The sequence below is a fragment of the Nocardia sp. CA-151230 genome, assembly GCF_050942175.1.
Lineage (GTDB): Bacteria > Actinomycetota > Actinomycetes > Mycobacteriales > Mycobacteriaceae > Nocardia.
In genome coordinates, this window is the sequence record NZ_CP192061.1 from 7,069,377 (window position 1) to 7,087,552 (window position 18,176).

7 protein-coding genes are annotated in these 18,176 nt (G+C 70.4%); 3 read left to right on the forward strand and 4 right to left on the reverse strand.

Features of this window, described 5'->3' with window-relative positions:
* Window positions 1-58 precede the first annotated feature (58 nt).
* From ACQP1O_RS33340 to ACQP1O_RS33350, 3 genes are all read right to left on the reverse strand, one after another.
* Window positions 59-13,474 carry an amino acid adenylation domain-containing protein gene (locus tag ACQP1O_RS33340; protein ID WP_433562341.1) on the reverse strand — a complete coding sequence of 4,472 codons (13,416 nt, stop codon included), beginning with the start codon at window positions 13,472-13,474 and terminating at the stop codon, window positions 59-61.
* 9 nt (window positions 13,475-13,483) lie between these two features.
* Window positions 13,484-14,194, reverse strand: coding sequence for a DUF6875 domain-containing protein (locus ACQP1O_RS33345; protein WP_433562342.1), 711 nt, complete (start codon window positions 14,192-14,194; stop codon window positions 13,484-13,486).
* Window positions 14,195-14,385: 191 nt separating this feature from the next.
* Entirely contained in the window at window positions 14,386-15,777 is a 1,392-nt protein-coding gene (locus ACQP1O_RS33350; RefSeq protein ID WP_433562343.1) for a glycine--tRNA ligase, read from the reverse strand.
* Between the two features lie 203 nt (window positions 15,778-15,980).
* On the opposite strand from ACQP1O_RS33350, the gene ACQP1O_RS33355 reads away from it, so the two are divergent.
* The 3 genes from ACQP1O_RS33355 to ACQP1O_RS33365 all read left to right on the forward strand — a co-directional run bounded on the left by ACQP1O_RS33355 (window position 15,981) and on the right by ACQP1O_RS33365 (window position 17,095).
* The gene (locus ACQP1O_RS33355; protein ID WP_433562344.1) at window positions 15,981-16,205 is read left to right on the forward strand and encodes a hypothetical protein; all 225 of its coding nucleotides are present in this window, start codon (window positions 15,981-15,983) and stop codon (window positions 16,203-16,205) included.
* Between the two features lie 80 nt (window positions 16,206-16,285).
* Window positions 16,286-16,681 carry an ArsR/SmtB family transcription factor gene (locus ACQP1O_RS33360; RefSeq protein WP_040861788.1) on the forward strand — a complete coding sequence of 132 codons (396 nt, stop codon included), beginning with the start codon at window positions 16,286-16,288 and terminating at the stop codon, window positions 16,679-16,681.
* Between the two features lie 3 nt (window positions 16,682-16,684).
* Window positions 16,685-17,095, forward strand: a complete 411-nt coding sequence (locus ACQP1O_RS33365) for a Fur family transcriptional regulator (protein WP_354835448.1) — start codon at window positions 16,685-16,687, stop codon at window positions 17,093-17,095.
* 70 nt (window positions 17,096-17,165) lie between these two features.
* Here ACQP1O_RS33365 and ACQP1O_RS33370 read toward each other — a convergent pair whose 3' ends face one another.
* Window positions 17,166-18,131, reverse strand: coding sequence for a hypothetical protein (locus ACQP1O_RS33370; RefSeq protein WP_433562345.1), 966 nt, complete (start codon window positions 18,129-18,131; stop codon window positions 17,166-17,168).
* Window positions 18,132-18,176 lie beyond the last annotated feature (45 nt).

Below are 18,176 nucleotides of genomic sequence, written 5' to 3' on the forward strand. Positions count from 1 at the left end.
GGTTTTCAGCGCCCATTCTTCCCCAGCGGCGGCGCGAGATCGCGCGCTTTGCGCGGCATCACCGCCGCAGGTAGGCGTCCACGAGGGGTCCGATGACGGCCAGCGCCTCGGCGGTGATCATCTCGTTGTGGCCGTACGGGAGCGGCCGGTCCGCGATGCTGCCGCCGATGTAGGGCCGCCAGGTGGTGACGTTCGGCTCGGGGTCCGGGTTGTGGGCGGCGGTGAAGAAGAGCAGGTCGCCGTCGAAGACCTCGTGCTCGTGGGCCCCGATCTGGCGCAGCAGGTGTTGCAGATCGGTGTAGAAGTTCTCCAGATCGTTTGCGGTGAAGGTGATTCCGGATGTGGCCAGCAGATCCGCCGCCTGGGCGGGCGTGAGGTGCTCGAGCTCCGGCGGGATGTCGATCCCGCCGAATTCGGCCAGCAGCATCGACAGCGGCGGCAGGGCGCTGTCGTCGGGCACCGCGACGTCGGCGCGCGAGTCGATCATGACCAGGGACGGCACCTGCGCACCGCGGCGGCGCAATTCGACGGCCATGGCGTGCGCCAGCGGCCCGCCCGCCGAGTACCCGAGCAGGTGGTACGGCCCCTCGGGCTGGACGTGGAGGATCTCCTCGACGTACCGGACGGCCAGCTCGCGCACCGTGCGGTCGGCGGTGCCGCCGTCGGTGACGCCGGGCGACTGGATGCCGTAGATGGGGCGGTCACCGCCGATGTACTGCACCAGTCCGCCGTAGCACCAGGCCAGTCCGATGGCCGGGTGCACGCAGAACAGGGCCTGCGCGTCACCCTGCGGGCGCATCGGCAGCAGCACCCGCATGGACGCCTCCACCCCCGGCTGGTCGGCGGCCTCGACCAGGCGTTCCGCCAGCGCGGCGGGCGTCGGGTCGAGGAACATCCACTGCAGGGGCATGGGGATGCCGGTGTGTTCGCGCACGAGGGTGACGAGGCGGACCGCGCCCATGGAGTTGCCGCCGATATCGAAGAAGTTGTCGTCCACGCCGATTCGCGGGGATTCCAGCACGGTCTCGAAAGCGTCGACGAGGGTGCGCTCCGCGTCGGTCCGCGGGGCGCGGTAGGCCCGGCGGGCGGGGGCGGGCCGCGCATTCACCACGACGGCGGCTTCGTCCTGGGGATGCACGGTGAGCGCGGGCAGCGGGGTTCCGTCGGCCGACGTCACGGCGAGTGTGCCGATCGCCCCCACCGGGGAGGCGGTCGCCGCGTCCAGCAGCGCGAGGAAGCCGTCCACCATGGTGGCGGCGGTGCCGCGGTCGAACAGGTCGGTGGTGAAGGTGAGGGAGGCGGTGATGCCCGCCGGTTCCCCCGCCGTCCCGAACTGTTCGGCCAGCATCCACTCCAGATCGAACTTGGATCCGGGTGCGGGCGCTTCCAGGGGTCGAATCTCCAAGCCGGGCAGCGTGGTCGCCTCGGTCTGCAGGTTCTGGAAGGCGAGCAGCACCTGGAACAGCGGGTGGTGCGCGGTGGAGCGGGCCGGGGCCAGCGCCTCGACCAGTCGCTCGAACGGCAGGTCCATATTGCCGTAGACGGCCAGGTCGGCCTGCCGCACGGCGTCGAGGGTGTCGGCGAAACCGGCGGCGGGATCGAGCTGCGAGCGCAGCACCACGGTATTGACGAACATGCCGACCAGGTCGTCGAATTCGCCGTCACCGCGGCCCGCGACCACCGAGCCGATGGCGATGTCGGTGCGGCCGGACAGCCGCGCCAGCAGCACGGCCAGCGCGGCGTGTACCACCATGAACGGGCTGGCACCGTGGTTGCGGGCGAGCACCTGGATACGGTCGTGAACCGGTGCGGGAATGGTGAATTCGATGCGGTCGCCGGACCCGGACGGAGCCTCCGGGCGCGGACGGTCGGTGGGCAGTGCGTGGACCTCGGGCACACCGGCCAGGGTGGTGCGCCAGAACTCCAGCTGACGGCCGGCCAGGCTGTCGGGATCGCGGTCGGAGCCGAGCAGTTCGTGCTGCCACAGCGCGTAGTCGGCGTATTGCAGCGGGAGCGGAATCCACTCGGGCGCCACACCGCTCGAGCGAGCGACGAAGGCGTACATGACATCCCGGGCCAGCGGGGCCATGGACCAGCCGTCCGCCGCGATGTGGTGCACGGCCATGGCCAGCACCGTGCGGTCCGGCGCGATGCGGAGCACGCAGACCCGCAGCGGCGTCTCGCGGCTGATGTCGAAGCCACGGGACAGCTGGGCGATCAGCGCCGCCGCGATATCCGCCTCCGCCACCTCGAGTTCGGTGATCGGCAGCGAACCCGCTGTCACGGGAAGGATCTGCTGGTACGGACGCCCGTCCGGCCCCACCGGGTAAATGGTGCGCAGTGTCTCGTGCCGGGCGATGACATCGTCGAGCGCGGCACGCAGCACCGAAATATCCAGTGCGCCGTTGATTTCGAAGGCGCCGGGGATGTTGTAGAGGGGCGAGGCGGGGTCGTAGCGGTTGAGGAACCACATGCGCTGCTGTGCCGCCGACAACGGGATGCGCTCCGGGCGTGGGCGCGGTCCCGGGCGCGGACGATCCGACGCGCCACCCGAGGCGACCAGAGCCGCCAGCTCGGCCACCGTCGGGGCGTCGAACAGTGCGCGCACCGGGACGGCGGTGCCGAGCGCCGCGCCGAGCCGCGCCACCACCCGGGTGGCGATGAGTGAATTCCCGCCCAGGGCGAAGAAATCGTCGTCACGCCAGACCTGGTCGACGCCGAGGACCTCGGCGAAGGCCGCCGCCACCGCCGTCTCGACGGGTCCCTCGGGCGGTCGCTGCTCCCCTGCCACCAGCTGCGGTGCGGGCAGGGCATCGAGGTCCAGTTTGCCGTTGGCGGTGCGCGGCAGGTCGGGCAGCACCGTGACGGCGGACGGCACCATGTAGGACGGGAGTCGTTGCGCGGCAGCCCTCTTCAGAGTTGCGGGGTCGGGCTCCGTGCCGTCCGCGGCGACCACGTAGGCGGAGAGCATGCCGCCGCGCCCGTGGTCACGGACCACCGCGACCGCGCGCGCGACCGTGGGCTCCGCGGTCAGCGCCGCCTCGACGTCGCCCAGCTCGATGCGCAGGCCGCGCAGTTTGACCTGGGTGTCGGTGCGGCCCAGGTATTCCAGGTTCCCGTCGCGACGCCGCACCAGGTCGCCGGTGCGGTACATGCGCCGGCCGGCCGGGCCATGCGGGTCGGCCACGAACCGGGCGGCGGTCAGGTCGTAGCGGTCGAAATAGCCGCGCGCCAACCCGATTCCCGCGAGGTACAGTTCGCCGACGACGCCGTCCGCGACCGGGCGCAGCCGGTCATCGAGGACGAGGGCCCGCATGCCGGGCGCGGCCCGGCCGATGGTGATCGGCGCACCGGGATGCACGGGCGCGCCGGCGGCCGTCACCGTGGCCTCGGTCGGCCCGTAGTCGTTGAAGTGGTTGCGGCCCTGGGCCGCCCACGCGGCGACCAGTTCCGGCGGGCAGGGTTCGCCGCCGGTGACGATCAGGCGCAGATCGCCCAGGCCGGACGGATCCACGGTCGACAGTGCCGAGGGCGTGAGCGCGATGTGCGAAACCCGTTCGCGTGAAAGCAGTTCGCCGAGCTCGGGTCCGGCGAAGACGGTGGGGGGCGCGATCACCAACGTGGCGGCCGCGCCCACCGCCATCAGCAGTTCCACGACGGAGGCGTCGAAACTCGGTGACGCCACGTGCAGGACCCGGGATTCCGAGGTGAGTGCGTCCCGGTCGCGCTGCGCGGCAGCGAGGTTCGCCAGACCCGAGTGGGAGACCACAACCCCCTTGGGCGCTCCCGTCGATCCCGAGGTGAAGATGACGTACGCCGGATGGGCTGTGTTCCTGCTGATTTCATGAACCGCGACCGGATACTCCTCCGCATCGCGGTCGTCCAGGCACCACCATTCCACCGTGCCCGGAAGTCGGTCCCACTGCGAGCGCACGGTGAGACCGAGACATACCCCCGAAACGTCGATGATCCGGGCGATCCGATCCGGCGGATAGGCCGGATCCACCGGGACGAAGGCCGCCCCGGCCCGCGCGACGGCCCAGACCGCCAGCACCGATTCGATGGAGCGCGGAATGCCCACGGCCACCAGTGTTTCCGGTCCGGCACCGGCCGCGATCAGCCGTCGTGCCAGCTGCTCGGCCCGGGCGTCGAGCTCACGGTAGGTGAGGCGGCGGTCCCCGCAGATGACGGCGAGGCCGTCCGGGTTCGCCGCGACCGCGTCGGCCATGAGGTCGGCCAGCATGCGCGGGGATGCGACGGGTTCGGCGGCCGCGTGCAGCCGCTCGTGCTCGGCGGCGGTGAGCAGGTCGAGATCTCCGACCGGGCGGGCGGGTTCGGCGGTGATCTCGGCCAGCACGTGGACGAGTCGGCCGGTGAAGTCCGCCATGGTCGACGCATCGAAGAGGTCGGTGGCGTAGCAGCAGCGCAGCTCCATGCCGTCGGTGTCCCCGATGACCGTGAGGCTCAGGTCGAAACGGCTGTTCGTCTGCGGCAATTCGAGCGGGGACACGGTCAGGCCGGGCAGCTGGAGCTCCGGCATGGCCAGGTTCTGGAACACCAGCATGACCTGGACGAGCGGGTGCCGCGACTCCGACCGGGCCGGGGCCAGCACCTCCACGAGCCGCTCGAACGGCACGTCCGCGTGTTCGAAGGCGGCGAGATCGGTGTCCCGCACCCGATCGAGCAGCGCGGCGAAACCCTCCTCCGGGCGAATGCCGGTACGCAGCACCAGTGTGTTCACGAACATGCCGACCAGGTCGTCGAGTTCACGCACACCGCGCCCCGCGACCGGGGTGCCGACCACCACGTCCGCGGTGCCGCCGAGGCGGGACAGCAGCACGGCCAGTGCGGCGTGCACCACCATGAACGGGGTCGCCCGATGCACACGGGCGCAGCGGTCGATCGCGGCGGTCAGGTCCCGGTCCACGCGGGCGGTGCACTCGGCCGCCCGATGGGAGGCGCGAGCCGGACGCGGCCGATCCGTCGGCAGCTCCAGGTGATCCGGCACCCCGGCGAGGGTGTCCGACCAGTATTCGAGCTGCCGGGCCGCCGGCGAGCCCGCGTCGGCCTCGGAGCCGAGCCGATCCCGTTGCCACAGTGTGTAATCCGCGTACTGGACCGGCAGCGGCTCCCACGCCGGCGCCTGCCCGGCGGCCCGCACCGCATAGGCGGCGGCCACATCGCGGGTCAGCGGGGCCATCGAGAAACCGTCCGTCGCGATGTGATGCGCGACCAGCACGACCACGTGCTCTTCGAACTGGCCGTCCGTCATGGCGCGCGGGCCGTAACCTGCTGTGGAAGAGCTGATTTCGCGATCGTCGACAACGAATACCCGGACCCGGAGCGGGACCGCCGCGGTGACGTCGAACCCACGGCCGATGGTGTCCGCGACGACCTCGGCTAGCCGGTCGAGGGACACCGGCACCGGTTCGAGGTCGAGCGGGACGTCCTCGGCGGGGAGCACCCGCTGCGTGCCGACACCGTCGATATCGGGGTAGACCGTGCGCAACGTCTCGTGGCGGGCCAGCACATCCCGCAGCGCGTCGCGCAGGGCTTCCTGGTCCAGGTGGCCCGAAAGACGCAGCGCCACCGGCACGTTGTAGGCCGGGGAAGCCGGGTCGTAGCGGTTGACGAACCACATGCGCTGCTGGGCCGGGGAGAGCGGGACCAGGTCGGGGCGCTCGGTCCGGGTGAGAGCGGGTGCGGCGGTGTCGATCTCGGCGGCCGACAGCCGCACGGCCAGGTCGGCGACCACCGGGGCCTCGAAGAGCAGGCGCACCGGAACGGTGCGGCCCAGGTGCGCGGTGAGACGGGAGGCGACGCGGGTCGCGATGAGCGAATCGCCGCCGAGCGCGAAGAAGTCGTCGCGGGCACCGACGCGATCCAGCCCCAGTACTTCCGCGTAGGTCTCGGCGATGGCCACCTCGGAACCGGCCGGGACGACGTATTCGGCCTGTACCAGTTGGGGTTCGGGCAGGGCGCGCAGGTCCACCTTGCCGCTCGCCGTCAGGGGTAGCTCCGGCAGCACCTGCAGGCCGGCGGGCATCAGGTAGCGCGGCAGCCGGCCGGAAGCCCAGGCCAGCAGCTCCGGCACCGAGGCCGGATCCGACAGCGCGACATACGAACACAGCGTCATCGCGCCGGCGGGATTGCGCCGGGCGACGGTCACGGCGGCCTCGATGCTCGGATGCCTCAGCAGGACGGCGTCGACCTCACCCGGCTCCACCCGGATGCCGCGGATCTTCACCTGGAAGTCGCTGCGACCGGCGTACTCGAAACCGTCCGCGGTGCACCGCATCAGGTCGCCGGTGCGGTACATGCGCTGCCCGGCGGTGAACGGGTCGGCGACGAACCGGCTCGCGGAAAGCGCTGCGCGACCGGCATAACCGCGCGCCAGCCCGGAACCGCACACATACAGTTCGCCGACCGCGCCGGGCGGTACCGGACGCAGCCAGGCGTCCAGCACGAGCAGGGTCGTCCCCGGCACGGGGTCGCCCAGCAGGGTCGAGGTGCCGGCCGTCATCGGGTCGCCGAAGCTCGCGGCGATCGTGGTCTCCGCCGGGCCATAGGAATTCACGAACACGCGACCCTGGCCCAGGCGTGTCACCAGTGCGGGCGGGCAGGGTTCACCACCCATGACGACCGTCCGCACACCGTGCAGGTCTGCGGCATCGAGGGTCGCGAGCACGCTCGGCGTACAGGTCAGGTGGGTGGCCGCGCCCTCGCGGACAGCGGCCGCCAGCTCCGCACCCGCACTCGCCTCCGGCGGTGCCACGACCAGCGTCGCACCGGCGGCGAACGCGGACATCCACACCAGCATGGCCGCGTCGAAAGCCGGGTTGAGGCAGTGCATCACGCGCGAATCGCGTTCGATGCCGCCGCGTTCCGCCATGGCCGCCGCCATATTGGCCAGCCCGGTGTGCGAGACCACGACACCCTTCGGCGTGCCCGTGGACCCCGAGGTGAACACCACATAGGCCGCATACTCCGGGCGCAGGGGCGCGAGCCGGTCGGCATCGGTGACCGGTTCGGCGGACATCGCCGCGCACTCGGCGACCAGGGCGTCACTGTCCAGCCGCAACCAGGCCACGTCGCTCGGCAGATCCGTCATCTGGTCCGAGGTGATGCCCAGCACCGCACCGCATTCCGAGGCGATGGCGCTCGTCCGCGCCGCCGGCTGCGTGACATCCACCGGCACGAACGCCGCCCCGGTCTTCGCAACGGCCCACACCGCGACCATCGACATCACCGACCGCGGCAGAGCCACCAGCACCGCCCGCTCGGGTCCGGCACCGTCTTCGATCAGCCTACGAGCCAACCGATTCGACGCGGCCGCCAGCTCGGCGTAGGTCAGCTCGGCAGCGCTGCGCCCGCTGTCGGCCGGCGATGCGGCGCTGACGATCGCCGGTGTGTCCGGGTATCCGTTGGCGGACAGGAGATCCGGGAGGAGCTGTACCTCGCGGGACTCGGCCCCGGGCCGGATCGAGACCAGCGCCTCGGGGTCCGTACCGCGTAGCCCGGCGGCGCGGCGGCGCGAGTCGCCGGTGAGGTCGGTCAGCAGGCGGGACAGCGATGTTGCCAGCGCATCGGCCTCGGAGGCGTCGAAATAGTGTGGGGAGCGGGTCAGTTCGAGGCGGAGGCCGTTGTTGGCATAGGCGGCCAGCGAGAGGGGGTAGTGGGTGCCGTCCTGGGCACGCAGGGACGTGACGGTGAGGTCGGCCTGGCGGGTGGCCGCGGTGAGGGTCGCGGCGTCCACCGGGTAGGACTCGAAGACGGTGGCGGTGTCGAAGAGCGGGCCCAGACCGGTGGCGGCCTGGATCTCGTCGAGGCCCAGGTGCTGGTGGTCGGCCAGGGCGGCCTGCTCGCGCTGCACGCGGGTGAGCAGGTCGGCTGTCGATTCGGCCGGGTCCAGGGCGATACGGACCGGGACGGTGTTGACCAGCATGCCGACCATGCGCTCGGACCCGGGCAGTTCCGGCGGGCGGCCGGACACCGTGGCGCCGAAGACGATGTCGGAGCCTCCGGTCTGCTCGGCCAGCAGCAGCGCCCAGGCCACCTGGACCAGGGTGTTGACGGTTACCTGGCAGGCCGCGGCCGTCCGGCGCAGGGCGTCCGGCAGGCCGTCGGGCAGGGGCACCTCGTGGGCGACCGGGGCGGTCGCGGCGTCGGCGCGCGGCGCGGTCGGGGCGATCAGGGTCGGGCCGTCGAGGCCGGACAGGGACTGCGCCCAGGCTTCCCGGGCCAGGTTGTCGTCGCGGGTGGCCAGCCACTCCAGATGCGTACGGAAGGGAGCAGGGGTCGCGAATCCGGTGTCGTCGCCGGAGGTTTCGTAGAGGGCGATGAGTTCCGCGAACAGCATCGGCATGGACCAGCCGTCGAGGATCAGGTGGTGGTTGGTGATGACCAGCCGGAAGCGCCGCTCCCCCGCCGCGATGCACAGGAATCGGATCAGGGGCGGGTGGTCGACCGCGAACGGCTCACGCAGTTCGGCCGCCGCGATCTCGTCGAGCTCCTCCGGGGTGGCGCCGACAGCCTCCCGATAGGCGCACGGCACCGCGACCTCGGCCGGAATCACCTGCACCGCACCGGTATCCGAGGCCAGGAAGCCGGCGCGCAGCACATCGTGGCGGCGGACCAGCGCCTCGGCGGCGGCCGTCAGCCGGTCGCGATCCAGATCGGCCTCGACATCGATGATCGCCTGCACCGAGTAGCCGTCCGGGCCGCCCGCGGCCAGTTGCGCCTGGAACAGCAGGCCGCGCTGCAGCGGGGTCAGCGGCCAGGCATCGGACAGGCGGCCGAAAGCCCGCTCCCACGACTCGATCTCCGGCTGCGCGACGGTCAGCAGCGGCAGATCGGCGGGGGTGAGGCCACCGGCACCGGGTCGCCGCACCAGCTCGGCGATCTCACCGATGGCCGAAAGCCATTCCCGCGCCAGCGCTTCCACGTCCCCGGCCGCGACCGCGTGGCCGGCGAACTGCCACACCGCCCGGATGCGCGGCCCGCTCTCCGACTCCAGCGTGACCGCATCCACCGAGATGACCGCCGCCAGCGGCATATCCGGATCGGCGTGCCCGCCCAGCCGATCCCCCATCGAGACCGGCAGCCAATCGCCCGCGGCGAGCTCGGGGATCTGCCCGAGGTAATTGAATCCGATCTGCGGATCCGGCAGTGCCGCGAGCTCCCGGGCCGTCCGCGTGTTCAGGTAGCGCAGCAGCCCGTAGCCGAAGCCGCCGCGCGGCACGGCCCGCAGCTGTTCCTTGACCGTCTTCAACGCGCTGTCCACGCTGTCCGCGCCCGAATCTTCTTCCACGGCCACGGGTCCCAGCCGCACCGGCACCTGCGTGGTGAACCAGCCGATCGTCCGCGACAGGTCCGCCCCGGGCACCGCGGCCTCGTCGCGGCCGTGCCGCTCGACCGTGACCACGGTGCCGGCGGCGACCGCATCCTGCCCGTCCGACCGGCGCGCCAGCGCCAGCGCGAGGGCCGCCAGCAGCGCGTCCTCGACGCCGCAGCGGTAGGTGCCCGCGAGCCGGGCGATCAGCGCCGCCGACACCTCGCCCGGCACCTCGATATCGATCCGCCGGGCGGTCCGATGGGTGTCCACCGCCACGTCCAGCCGGCGCCGCCCGATCAGGGCATCCGGGGCCAGCACGTCTCGCCAGTACCCGAGTTCGCCGACCGGCCAGGGCAATTCGACGGCGGCCGAGTCATCGGCCGGCGCGCTCGGGCTGCCCGGTGACGCCAGCGCCTCCAGCGCATACGCCCAGGTGCGCACCGAGGTCCCGGTCTCCCGCAGCTCGGGTTTCGTCCCCGCCGCGGCCTGCGTCCAGGCGGACATCAAGTCGGGCAACAGGATTCGCCATGAGATCGCGTCACAGGCCAGGTGGTGCACCGCGATCGCCAACCGGCCCGGCCGCGCCGGACCGGCGTCCAGCCAGTTCAGTGCGATCATCACACCCGCACGCGGATCCAACCGACCGGCGGCATCCGTCAGCGCTCGGTCGACCGCCGCCCCGGATACGTCGGCCGCCGTGCACTCGAAGTGTGTCAGCAGCGTCGCCGCCTCGGTGTCATCGGCCGGCGGAACGTCCAGGCGGAGCCCCTCGTCGGTGTCGACCAGGCGGGCGCGGAGCAGATCGTGGCGGTCGAGCAGCGCCTGGACGGCGCGCAGCAGCACCGGGAGTTCGACCCCGGCCGGCACCTGGACCACCATCGACTGGGCGAAATGCCGCCAGCCGGGACGGCCGAGCAGCCACGCCGCGATCGGCGTCAGCGGCAGGCGGCCGACGCCACCGCCCGCCAGTTCGGGCAGCCGCTGCGGACGGTCCTCCAGCCGGGTGACCACGGCCGCCAGGGCAGCCGGGGTTCGGTGCTCGAAAACCTCACGGGCGGAGAAGACCAGGCCGGCGGCGCGAGCGCGCGACACCAGCGTGATCGCCATGATCGAATCGCCGCCCAGGGCGAAGAACGAAGTGTCCGGGCCGGTCTCGGTCCCGAGAACCTCCGCGAACAGGCTGCAGAGCAGGCGCTCGGTGGCGGTGGCGGGCGCGCGACCCGACATCGGTTGCGCCACCACCGGTTCCGGCAGCGCCCGGCGATCCACCTTGCCATTGGCGGTGAGCGGCAACGCACCCAGCACCGTGAGGGTCGCGGGCACCATGTACGGCGGCAGGCGGTGGGTGGCGTGGTCCAGCAGCTCGGGCTCGGTGATCACCTGACCGGCGTGCGGAACCACATAGGCGGCCAGCACGGTGCCGCCACCGGGACCGGGCCGCGCCACCGTGACCGCGATCTCCACCGACGAGTGCGCGTTGAGCACGGCGTCGATCTCACCCAGCTCGATCCGCATGCCGCGCAGCTTCACCTGGAAGTCGCTGCGACCCACGTACTCGAGCACGCCACTCTCGGTCCAGCGCACCAGATCTCCGGTGCGGTACATGCGGGCCCCGGCTGGACCCGACGGGGCGGGCACGAAACTCTGGGCAGTCAACCCGGGACGGCCGACGTACCCGCGCGCCACGCCCGGCCCGGTCACGTACAGCTCCCCGGCCACTCCGATCGGCACCGGCCGCAGCCAGCGATCCAGCACCAGCATCCCGGCGCCCGGAATGGGGTCGCCGAGCCCGGCATTCACGCCCGGCACCAGCCCCCGGGTGTAGGTGACGGCCACCGTGGTCTCGCTGGGACCGTACGAGTTCAGCAGCTCCCGCCCGATCCCGAAGCGCGCCACGATATCCGGCGGCGTCGGCTCCCCGCCCGATGACACCGCGCGCACCCCGTCGAGCGCGTCCGGCTCCAGCGTGGACAGCACCGCGGGGGTCGAACACACCTGGGTGATGCCGAAATCACGGACCAGCCCGGCCAATTCGGCGCCCACCACCGGATCCGATTCGGCGACCACCAGGGTCGTCCCCGACGCGAACGCCATCAGCCATTCCAGTACCGACGCATCGAAACTCGGGTTCAGGCACTGCAGGACCCGCGCACCGGGCTCGACCCGGTACGCCGCCACGATCGCCGCGGCCAGCCCGGCCAACCCGGCATGGGTCACCGCCACGCCCTTGGGCACACCGGTCGATCCGGAGGTGAACACCACGTACGCCGGATTGCCGACCCGCGGCCGCCCCCGGACCTCGTCGTCGGTGAGCGGCGGATCGGACGGCGCCACGTCCTCGTCCAGCAGGCCGTCGAGGGTGATCCAGTGGACAGAATCCGGCAGCGCGGCAGTCGATTCCGCGAGTGTCAGGCCGATCGTCGCACCCGCCTCGGCGGCAATGCGCGCCATGCGGTCGGCGGGCAGCGCGGTACCCAGCGGCACGAACGCCGCGCCGGTCTTGGCCACCGCCCACAGCGCGACCATCGCCTCGATCGAACGGGGAAGTGCCAGCAGCACGGTCGATTCCGGTCCGACGGCCACGGCCTCCGGTATCCCGGCCCCGGATTCGGCAGCGCCCGCCCGCACGATCCGGCGCGCCAGCCGATTCGACAGCGCGTCCAGCTCGCCATAGGTCAGCCGCCGGTCGCGGCCCATGACCGCGACCGTCTCGGGTCCGGTGCGGCGCAGGCCGTCCGCCAGGATCTCCGGTAGCAGCTGCGGCTGCGGCACCGCCGGCCCGTGCGCGCCCGCCAGCACCGGCTGCTCGTCCGCCACCGTGTAATCCAGTGCCGCGACCGGTGTTCCGGCCTCGGCGTCCAGCAGCGAATCCAGCACGGCGAGGAATCGCCGGTGATGCCTGTTCAGCGAATCCTCGTCGTACAGGCGCGGATTCGCGGCGAAGTCGACATGGATCGGCGCGCCCGCGCCGTGCTGGTAGAAGTTGACGAACAGGTCCTCGATCGGGCCCGAGGTGACCACGTGCAGGCTCGAATCCACGCCCTCGAAATCGATCCCGGCCGGAAACATCATGATGTTGATGACCGGCCCGGTCATGCCGCGCCCGAACTCGTCCCGGTCACCCTCGTCCCGCATGGCCTCATGGCGGAAGCGCTGATGCCGCAAGGCCCCCGACGCCGCCACCCGCACGGCATCCAGGACCTCCCCCACCCGTCCCGCGCGCGGCACCGGCACCCGCAGCGGCACCACATTGGCGATCATGCCGCCGGAACGCCGCAGCACCGCGGTGGTGCGGCCGGACACGGGCAGGCTCAGGACCACGTCCTCGGTGGCCGTGAGCCGGGCGTAGTACAGCGCGACCGCGGCCATCACCACGCCCGCCGCACTGGTGTCGAAACGGCGGGCCGCGCTCGCCAGCCGCTCGGCCGTCCGCTCCTCCAGCCGGGCGCGCGCCTCGCGGGCCAGCGCGCTCGCGGGCGCCGTGGCCCCGACCAGGCTGCACCGGTCGGGCATCCCCGCGGTGACCTCGCGCCAGTAGCGCTCGTCGGTGGCGTACCGGCTCGATTCCCGGTACGCCATCTCCGACTCGTGCACGTCCAGCAGCGAGGCCGCGGTGCCGGGAGGCGCCGTTTGCCCGCGCACCGCGGCGTTGTACAGCTCAGCGACCCGATACAGCGTGGTCATCGAGCCGAATCCATCGATGAGGAGGTGGTGTGCTCTGGTGTACCACAGGTGATGGGACTCGCCGACCCGGATCACGGTGGATATTCCAGCCTGTGCACCGAACAGCTCGATCGGCGCCGCCACATCCGTGCGCATCCACTCCAGCGCGGCCGCAACAGGGTCCGGTCGGTCCTGGAAGTCCAGGAAACCGACCGTCGCGTCCAGCTCGGTATCGACCACCTGGTACGGCCGATCCTCGATCTCGACGAATCGCAGGACACCGGAACCGAATTCACGCGCTGCCTGCGCTCCCACGAGCCGCAGCACCGCGATATCCAGCGGTCCGTGCATCTCGATGTACTGGGCCTCCGACAGCGGCACCGCCGGATCCAGTTGCTGCGCATAGAACATCCCCAGTTGAGCCGGGGAGAGCGGGAAGACGGTGGCGGTCCGATCCGCCGCGATCTCACGCGTCATAACCACTACCTAACTGCTGGCCGGGCAGGATGCGTCGTCGACGGCGCCCACCTCGTAGGCGGGTACGAGGGCCGGATGAGATGTCAAGCGCTCCACCATGACCGAGCGCACGTGCGCGGGCAGCCCCGGCGCGAACTTGCGCACGAAGGCGTCGGCCCACTCCGGTCTGTCGAGCAGGAACGGAAAATCGGTCGTCATCATGCTGCGCACCACCAACATCGGCAGTGGTGCGTCCAACGGCCGAAAATCCTTGTTCCACAGGCCCGCCTGATCACAGCCCGGATAGAATTGCCCGAGCATGATGCCCCGTTCCACGAATTTGGTCTTGAATTCATCGTGGATCTCATCGATCAGCGAACTATCAGTCAAATTCGGGAATACGGTGATCAATGTGCGCAGCACGGACGTGGAACTGCCGTTCCCCGTGGGCAGTCCGGAATAGACCTCCAGCGCGTCACGGATGATCGCACGCACCCACGTCTGCTGCGGCTCCGCCGCTCGAACCTGCGCCAGCCACATCAGATCTCGCCGCATGGCCGGTCGTACATACGGGCAGACCGGCCCGTCGCGGCCCAGTTCGTCGCTGGGTCGGGTCAGATAGGAGTCGGCCCATGATCGAAATGCCGCCACCGTGGATCGGGCGGCAGGGCACGATGATCCGGTGTCCCCCAATGAGACCCATTGCAGCCCCGAGCGGGGGCCGATAACACGCTCGCTCATGACTCACCTCGGATGATCGAGCTACGGCAGATGATGCGCCGTTGCCCACATCCTTAAATAGTGCTCCGGTCATGGGCCGTTAACGTGAGTAGTCGGTTACCCAATTTCGTGACACCGCCCCGAATTTCGGGGGCAATGGAATAAAGAAAAGACCGGTCAGGCATTGACCGGTCTTTCCTGTGAACCTGGGATCAGGCGCCGACGAGGCGCGCCGCCAGGTAGCCCTCCACCTGGTCGAGAGCGATGCGCTGCTGCGCCATCGAGTCCCGCTCACGTACGGTGACGGCCTGGTCCTCCAGCGTGTCGAAGTCGACCGTGATGCAGAACGGGGTGCCGATCTCGTCCTGACGGCGGTAGCGGCGGCCGATCGCCCCGGCATCGTCGAAGTCCACGTTCCAGTTCCGGCGCAACTGCGCGGCCAGGTCCTTGGCCTTCGGCGACAGGTCCGCATTGCGCGACAACGGCAGGACAGCCGCCTTGACGGGCGCCAGGCGCGGGTCCAGGCGCAGAGTGGTGCGCGTCTCCATGGTGCCCTTGGCCGTCGGCGCCTGCTCCTCGTGGTACGCGTCGACCAGGAAGGCCATCAGCGAGCGGGTCAGACCGGCCGCCGGCTCGATCACGAACGGGATGAAGCGCTCGTTGGTGTTCTGATCGAAGAAGCTCAGATCCGTGCCCGAATGCTCCGAATGGGTCTTCAGGTCGAAGTCGGTGCGGTTGGCGACGCCCTCGAGCTCACCCCACTCGGAGCCCTGGAAGCGGAAGCGGTACTCGATGTCCACCGTGCGGGTGGAGTAGTGCGAGAGCTTGTCCTTCGGGTGCTCGAACAGCCGCAGGTTCTCCGGGTCGATACCCAGGTCGGTGTACCAGGCCAGGCGGGTGTCGATCCAGTACTGGTGCCACTGCTCGTCCTCGCCCGGCTTGACGAAGAACTCCATCTCCATCTGCTCGAACTCGCGGGTGCGGAAGATGAAGTTGCCCGGGGTGATCTCGTTGCGGAACGACTTACCGATCTGCGCGATGCCGAACGGCGGCTTCCTGCGCGCGGTGGTCTCGACGTTCTTGTAGTTCACGAAGATGCCCTGCGCGGTCTCCGGGCGCAGGTAGTGCATGCCCTCTTCGGATTCGACCGGGCCCAGGTAGGTCTTCAGCATCATGTTGAAGTCCTTGGGCTCGGTCCACTTGCCCACGGTGCCGCAGTCGGGGCACACGACGAGCTCCATGGACACCGAGTCCGGGTTGTCGATCTTGTTCTTCTCGGCGTACGCCTCCTGCAGGTGGTCCTGCCGGTGCCGCTTGTGGCAGTTGAGGCATTCCACCAGCGGGTCGTTGAACACGGCGACGTGGCCCGAGGCCACCCACACCGGACGCGGCAGGATGATCGACGAGTCCAGGCCGACCACGTCGTCGCGGCTGGTCACCATGGACCGCCACCACTGCCGCTTGATGTTCTCCTTGAGCTCGACGCCCAGCGGACCGTAATCCCAGGCCGACCTCGTTCCGCCGTAAATCTCACCGCTCGGGTACACGAGACCCCGACGCTTGGCGAGATTGGCGACGGTGTCCACCTTCGACTTGGGTGCCACTGAACAGTTCTCCATCCGTGTCCGGAAGATTGCAAAGGGTTGAGAGCAGCCTATCGGTCGCGGGCAATGGACTTTGCACCCACTGCCCCTACAAGCTGGGGATGCTGCCGTGATCACCACCGCGCGATAGTGGACGAACGACACCGGTCGGCCGTGCGGGCCCGGCGTCGGGGTGATCCACAATCGAACAGGGGGCGAGGCCCATGCAGAACTATTGGGTCGAGGACTCGTCCTACGACCAGGATTCGCAGGGCATGTGGTTCGGCGACATCCAGGGCTTCGCCTATTCGGTCAACTGCACCGTCCACGACCAGGGTTTCCTGGCCCCCAGCTACAGCAATGCGCGTCCGGCCTACGCCCCGGATCCGCATCATCCCGAGTACTATTTCGATCCCACGGTCCCGATTCCGCAGGACAGCAATTGCTGAGCCGACGCGCCGACTCGTTGTTTGACATGCGCACCCGTGCATATAAGAATGGCATCGGTTTCCAATAAGGAGTTGGTTCGATGACCACGGACAGCGGCGCGCCCCTGCGGCGCTCGCACGTCGCGACGGAGACCCCGGCCGCGATCCCCCATGACCCCTACCCCTACCGGTCTCCCCAGCCGCCGGCCGTGCCGTCGCGCACCATTCTGGACTCCGCAGGCGAACTATTGCGCGCACTCGCCGCGCCGGTGCGCATCGCCATCGTGCTCCAGCTCCGGGAATCGCCGCGCTGCGTGCACGAGCTGGTCGATACGCTCGGGGTGACCCAGCCGCTGATCAGCCAGCACCTGCGGATCCTCAAGTCCGCCGGGGTGGTCCGCGGTGAACGCACCGGACGCGAGGTCATCTACGAACTGGTCGACGAACATCTGGCACACATCGTCATCGACGCGGTAGCGCACGCCGAGGAAGGGTGAACCGTGGGAACAAGCGAGAAGACCGTCGGGGTCCGCAGTACCCGCCAGCGCAGCGCCATCGCCGCTCTGCTCGCGGACATCGACGAGTTCCGCTCCGCACAGGAGCTGCACGACGAACTCCGCAAGCGAGGTGAGGGCATCGGCCTGACGACCGTGTACCGGACGCTGCAGTCGCTCGCCGACGCCGGCATGGTCGACGTGCTGCGCACCGACACCGGGGAATCGGTGTACCGGCAGTGCTCCACCGGACACCACCATCATCTGGTCTGCCGCCAGTGCGGCCGGACCGTCGAGGTGGAGGGGCCGACCGTGGAGGCCTGGGCGGACTCGATCGCCACCGAGCACGGGTTCACCGATATCAGCCACACCATGGAGATCTTCGGCACCTGCCAGAACTGCTGCCACAAGAGCTGACAGCGAGCAGCCGCGCGCCCCTTGCTCATCGAGCGAGGGGCGCGCGGCTGCTGCCGTCCGGGTGGCGAGTTCAGGCCGCGGGCACCAGGTCCGGGGCAAGAGCCGGGACGGTCCGCCGAGTGCGGGCGATCCCCACACCGAGCAGGGCGAGACCGGCGGCGGCCCAGCACAGCAGGACCGTCAGCGGACCCGCGATGGCGGCGTCACCGAAGAAGGCCGTCGAGCGGAGCAGGGTGGCGGCGGCGCCGGGCGGCAGCAGCTGGCCGATCTCTCCCCACGGCTTGGGCAGCAGCTCGGGCGCGGAGGTGGCACCGGAGAAAGGGTTTCCGACCAGCAGCATGGTGAGCGCGCCCAGGCCGATGCCCGCCTGGCCGAGCACGGCGGCCAGACCGACCACGGTGCCGGCGACGGCGAGGGAGACCAGGCCGCTGATCGAGGCCATGGCCAGGTACGCGCCGGGCAGCAGGTGCAGCCAGCCCTGGACGATCGACATGCTCAGCAGCCCACCGGCGATCGCGAACACGGCCAGGCCGAGAGCGCGGGCGCGCAGCGACGGCACCAGCAGGGTCAGCAGCACGCCACCGGCGAGGCCGGACATGACCAGCGGGAGAACCATTGCGCCGAAACCGCTTCCGCGCGGATCGTGGACGTCGGCGGCGACCACGTCCTGCACCGGTGCCGCCTGCGCGCCGTTCAGCTGTTGCGCGAAGGCCGAGAGCTGCTGGGCCACAATCGGACTCGCGGCCGAGGCGATCAGGACGCGGGGCTGTCCACCGGTCAGGATGGCCCCGTACACATCTCGATGTTCGATGGCGTCGCGAGCGGTGGATTCATCTGCGACGGTGCGGATATCGAAGCCACCAGGCTCGCGATCGTTCAGCTGCCGGGCAACCGCGGCGGCCTGCGGGCCGGTGATGGCGATGGGGAGATCGCGGGGCGCGACGCGGGCGGCGGGCCAGGCGAAGGCGATGAGCATCAGGGCCTGAATGGCGGCAGCTACGAGACCGAGGGCGAGGGAGCGCTGGACTGTGTTCATGACCCATCCAAAGAAAGCGAAGGTTCGTTCTTTTTGATTAGGACA

What these genes read in the sequence shown, in the direction of transcription:
- ACQP1O_RS33340 (WP_433562341.1), bottom strand. Translation starts at nt 13,474, where the DNA reads ATGACGCGTGAGATCGCGGCGGATCGGACCGCCACCGTCTTCCCGCTC.
- ACQP1O_RS33345 (WP_433562342.1), bottom strand. Translation starts at nt 14,194, where the DNA reads ATGAGCGAGCGTGTTATCGGCCCCCGCTCGGGGCTGCAATGGGTCTCA.
- ACQP1O_RS33355 (WP_433562344.1), top strand. Translation starts at nt 15,981, where the DNA reads ATGCAGAACTATTGGGTCGAGGACTCGTCCTACGACCAGGATTCGCAG.
- ACQP1O_RS33360 (WP_040861788.1), top strand. Translation starts at nt 16,286, where the DNA reads ATGACCACGGACAGCGGCGCGCCCCTGCGGCGCTCGCACGTCGCGACG.
- ACQP1O_RS33370 (WP_433562345.1), bottom strand. Translation starts at nt 18,131, where the DNA reads ATGAACACAGTCCAGCGCTCCCTCGCCCTCGGTCTCGTAGCTGCCGCC.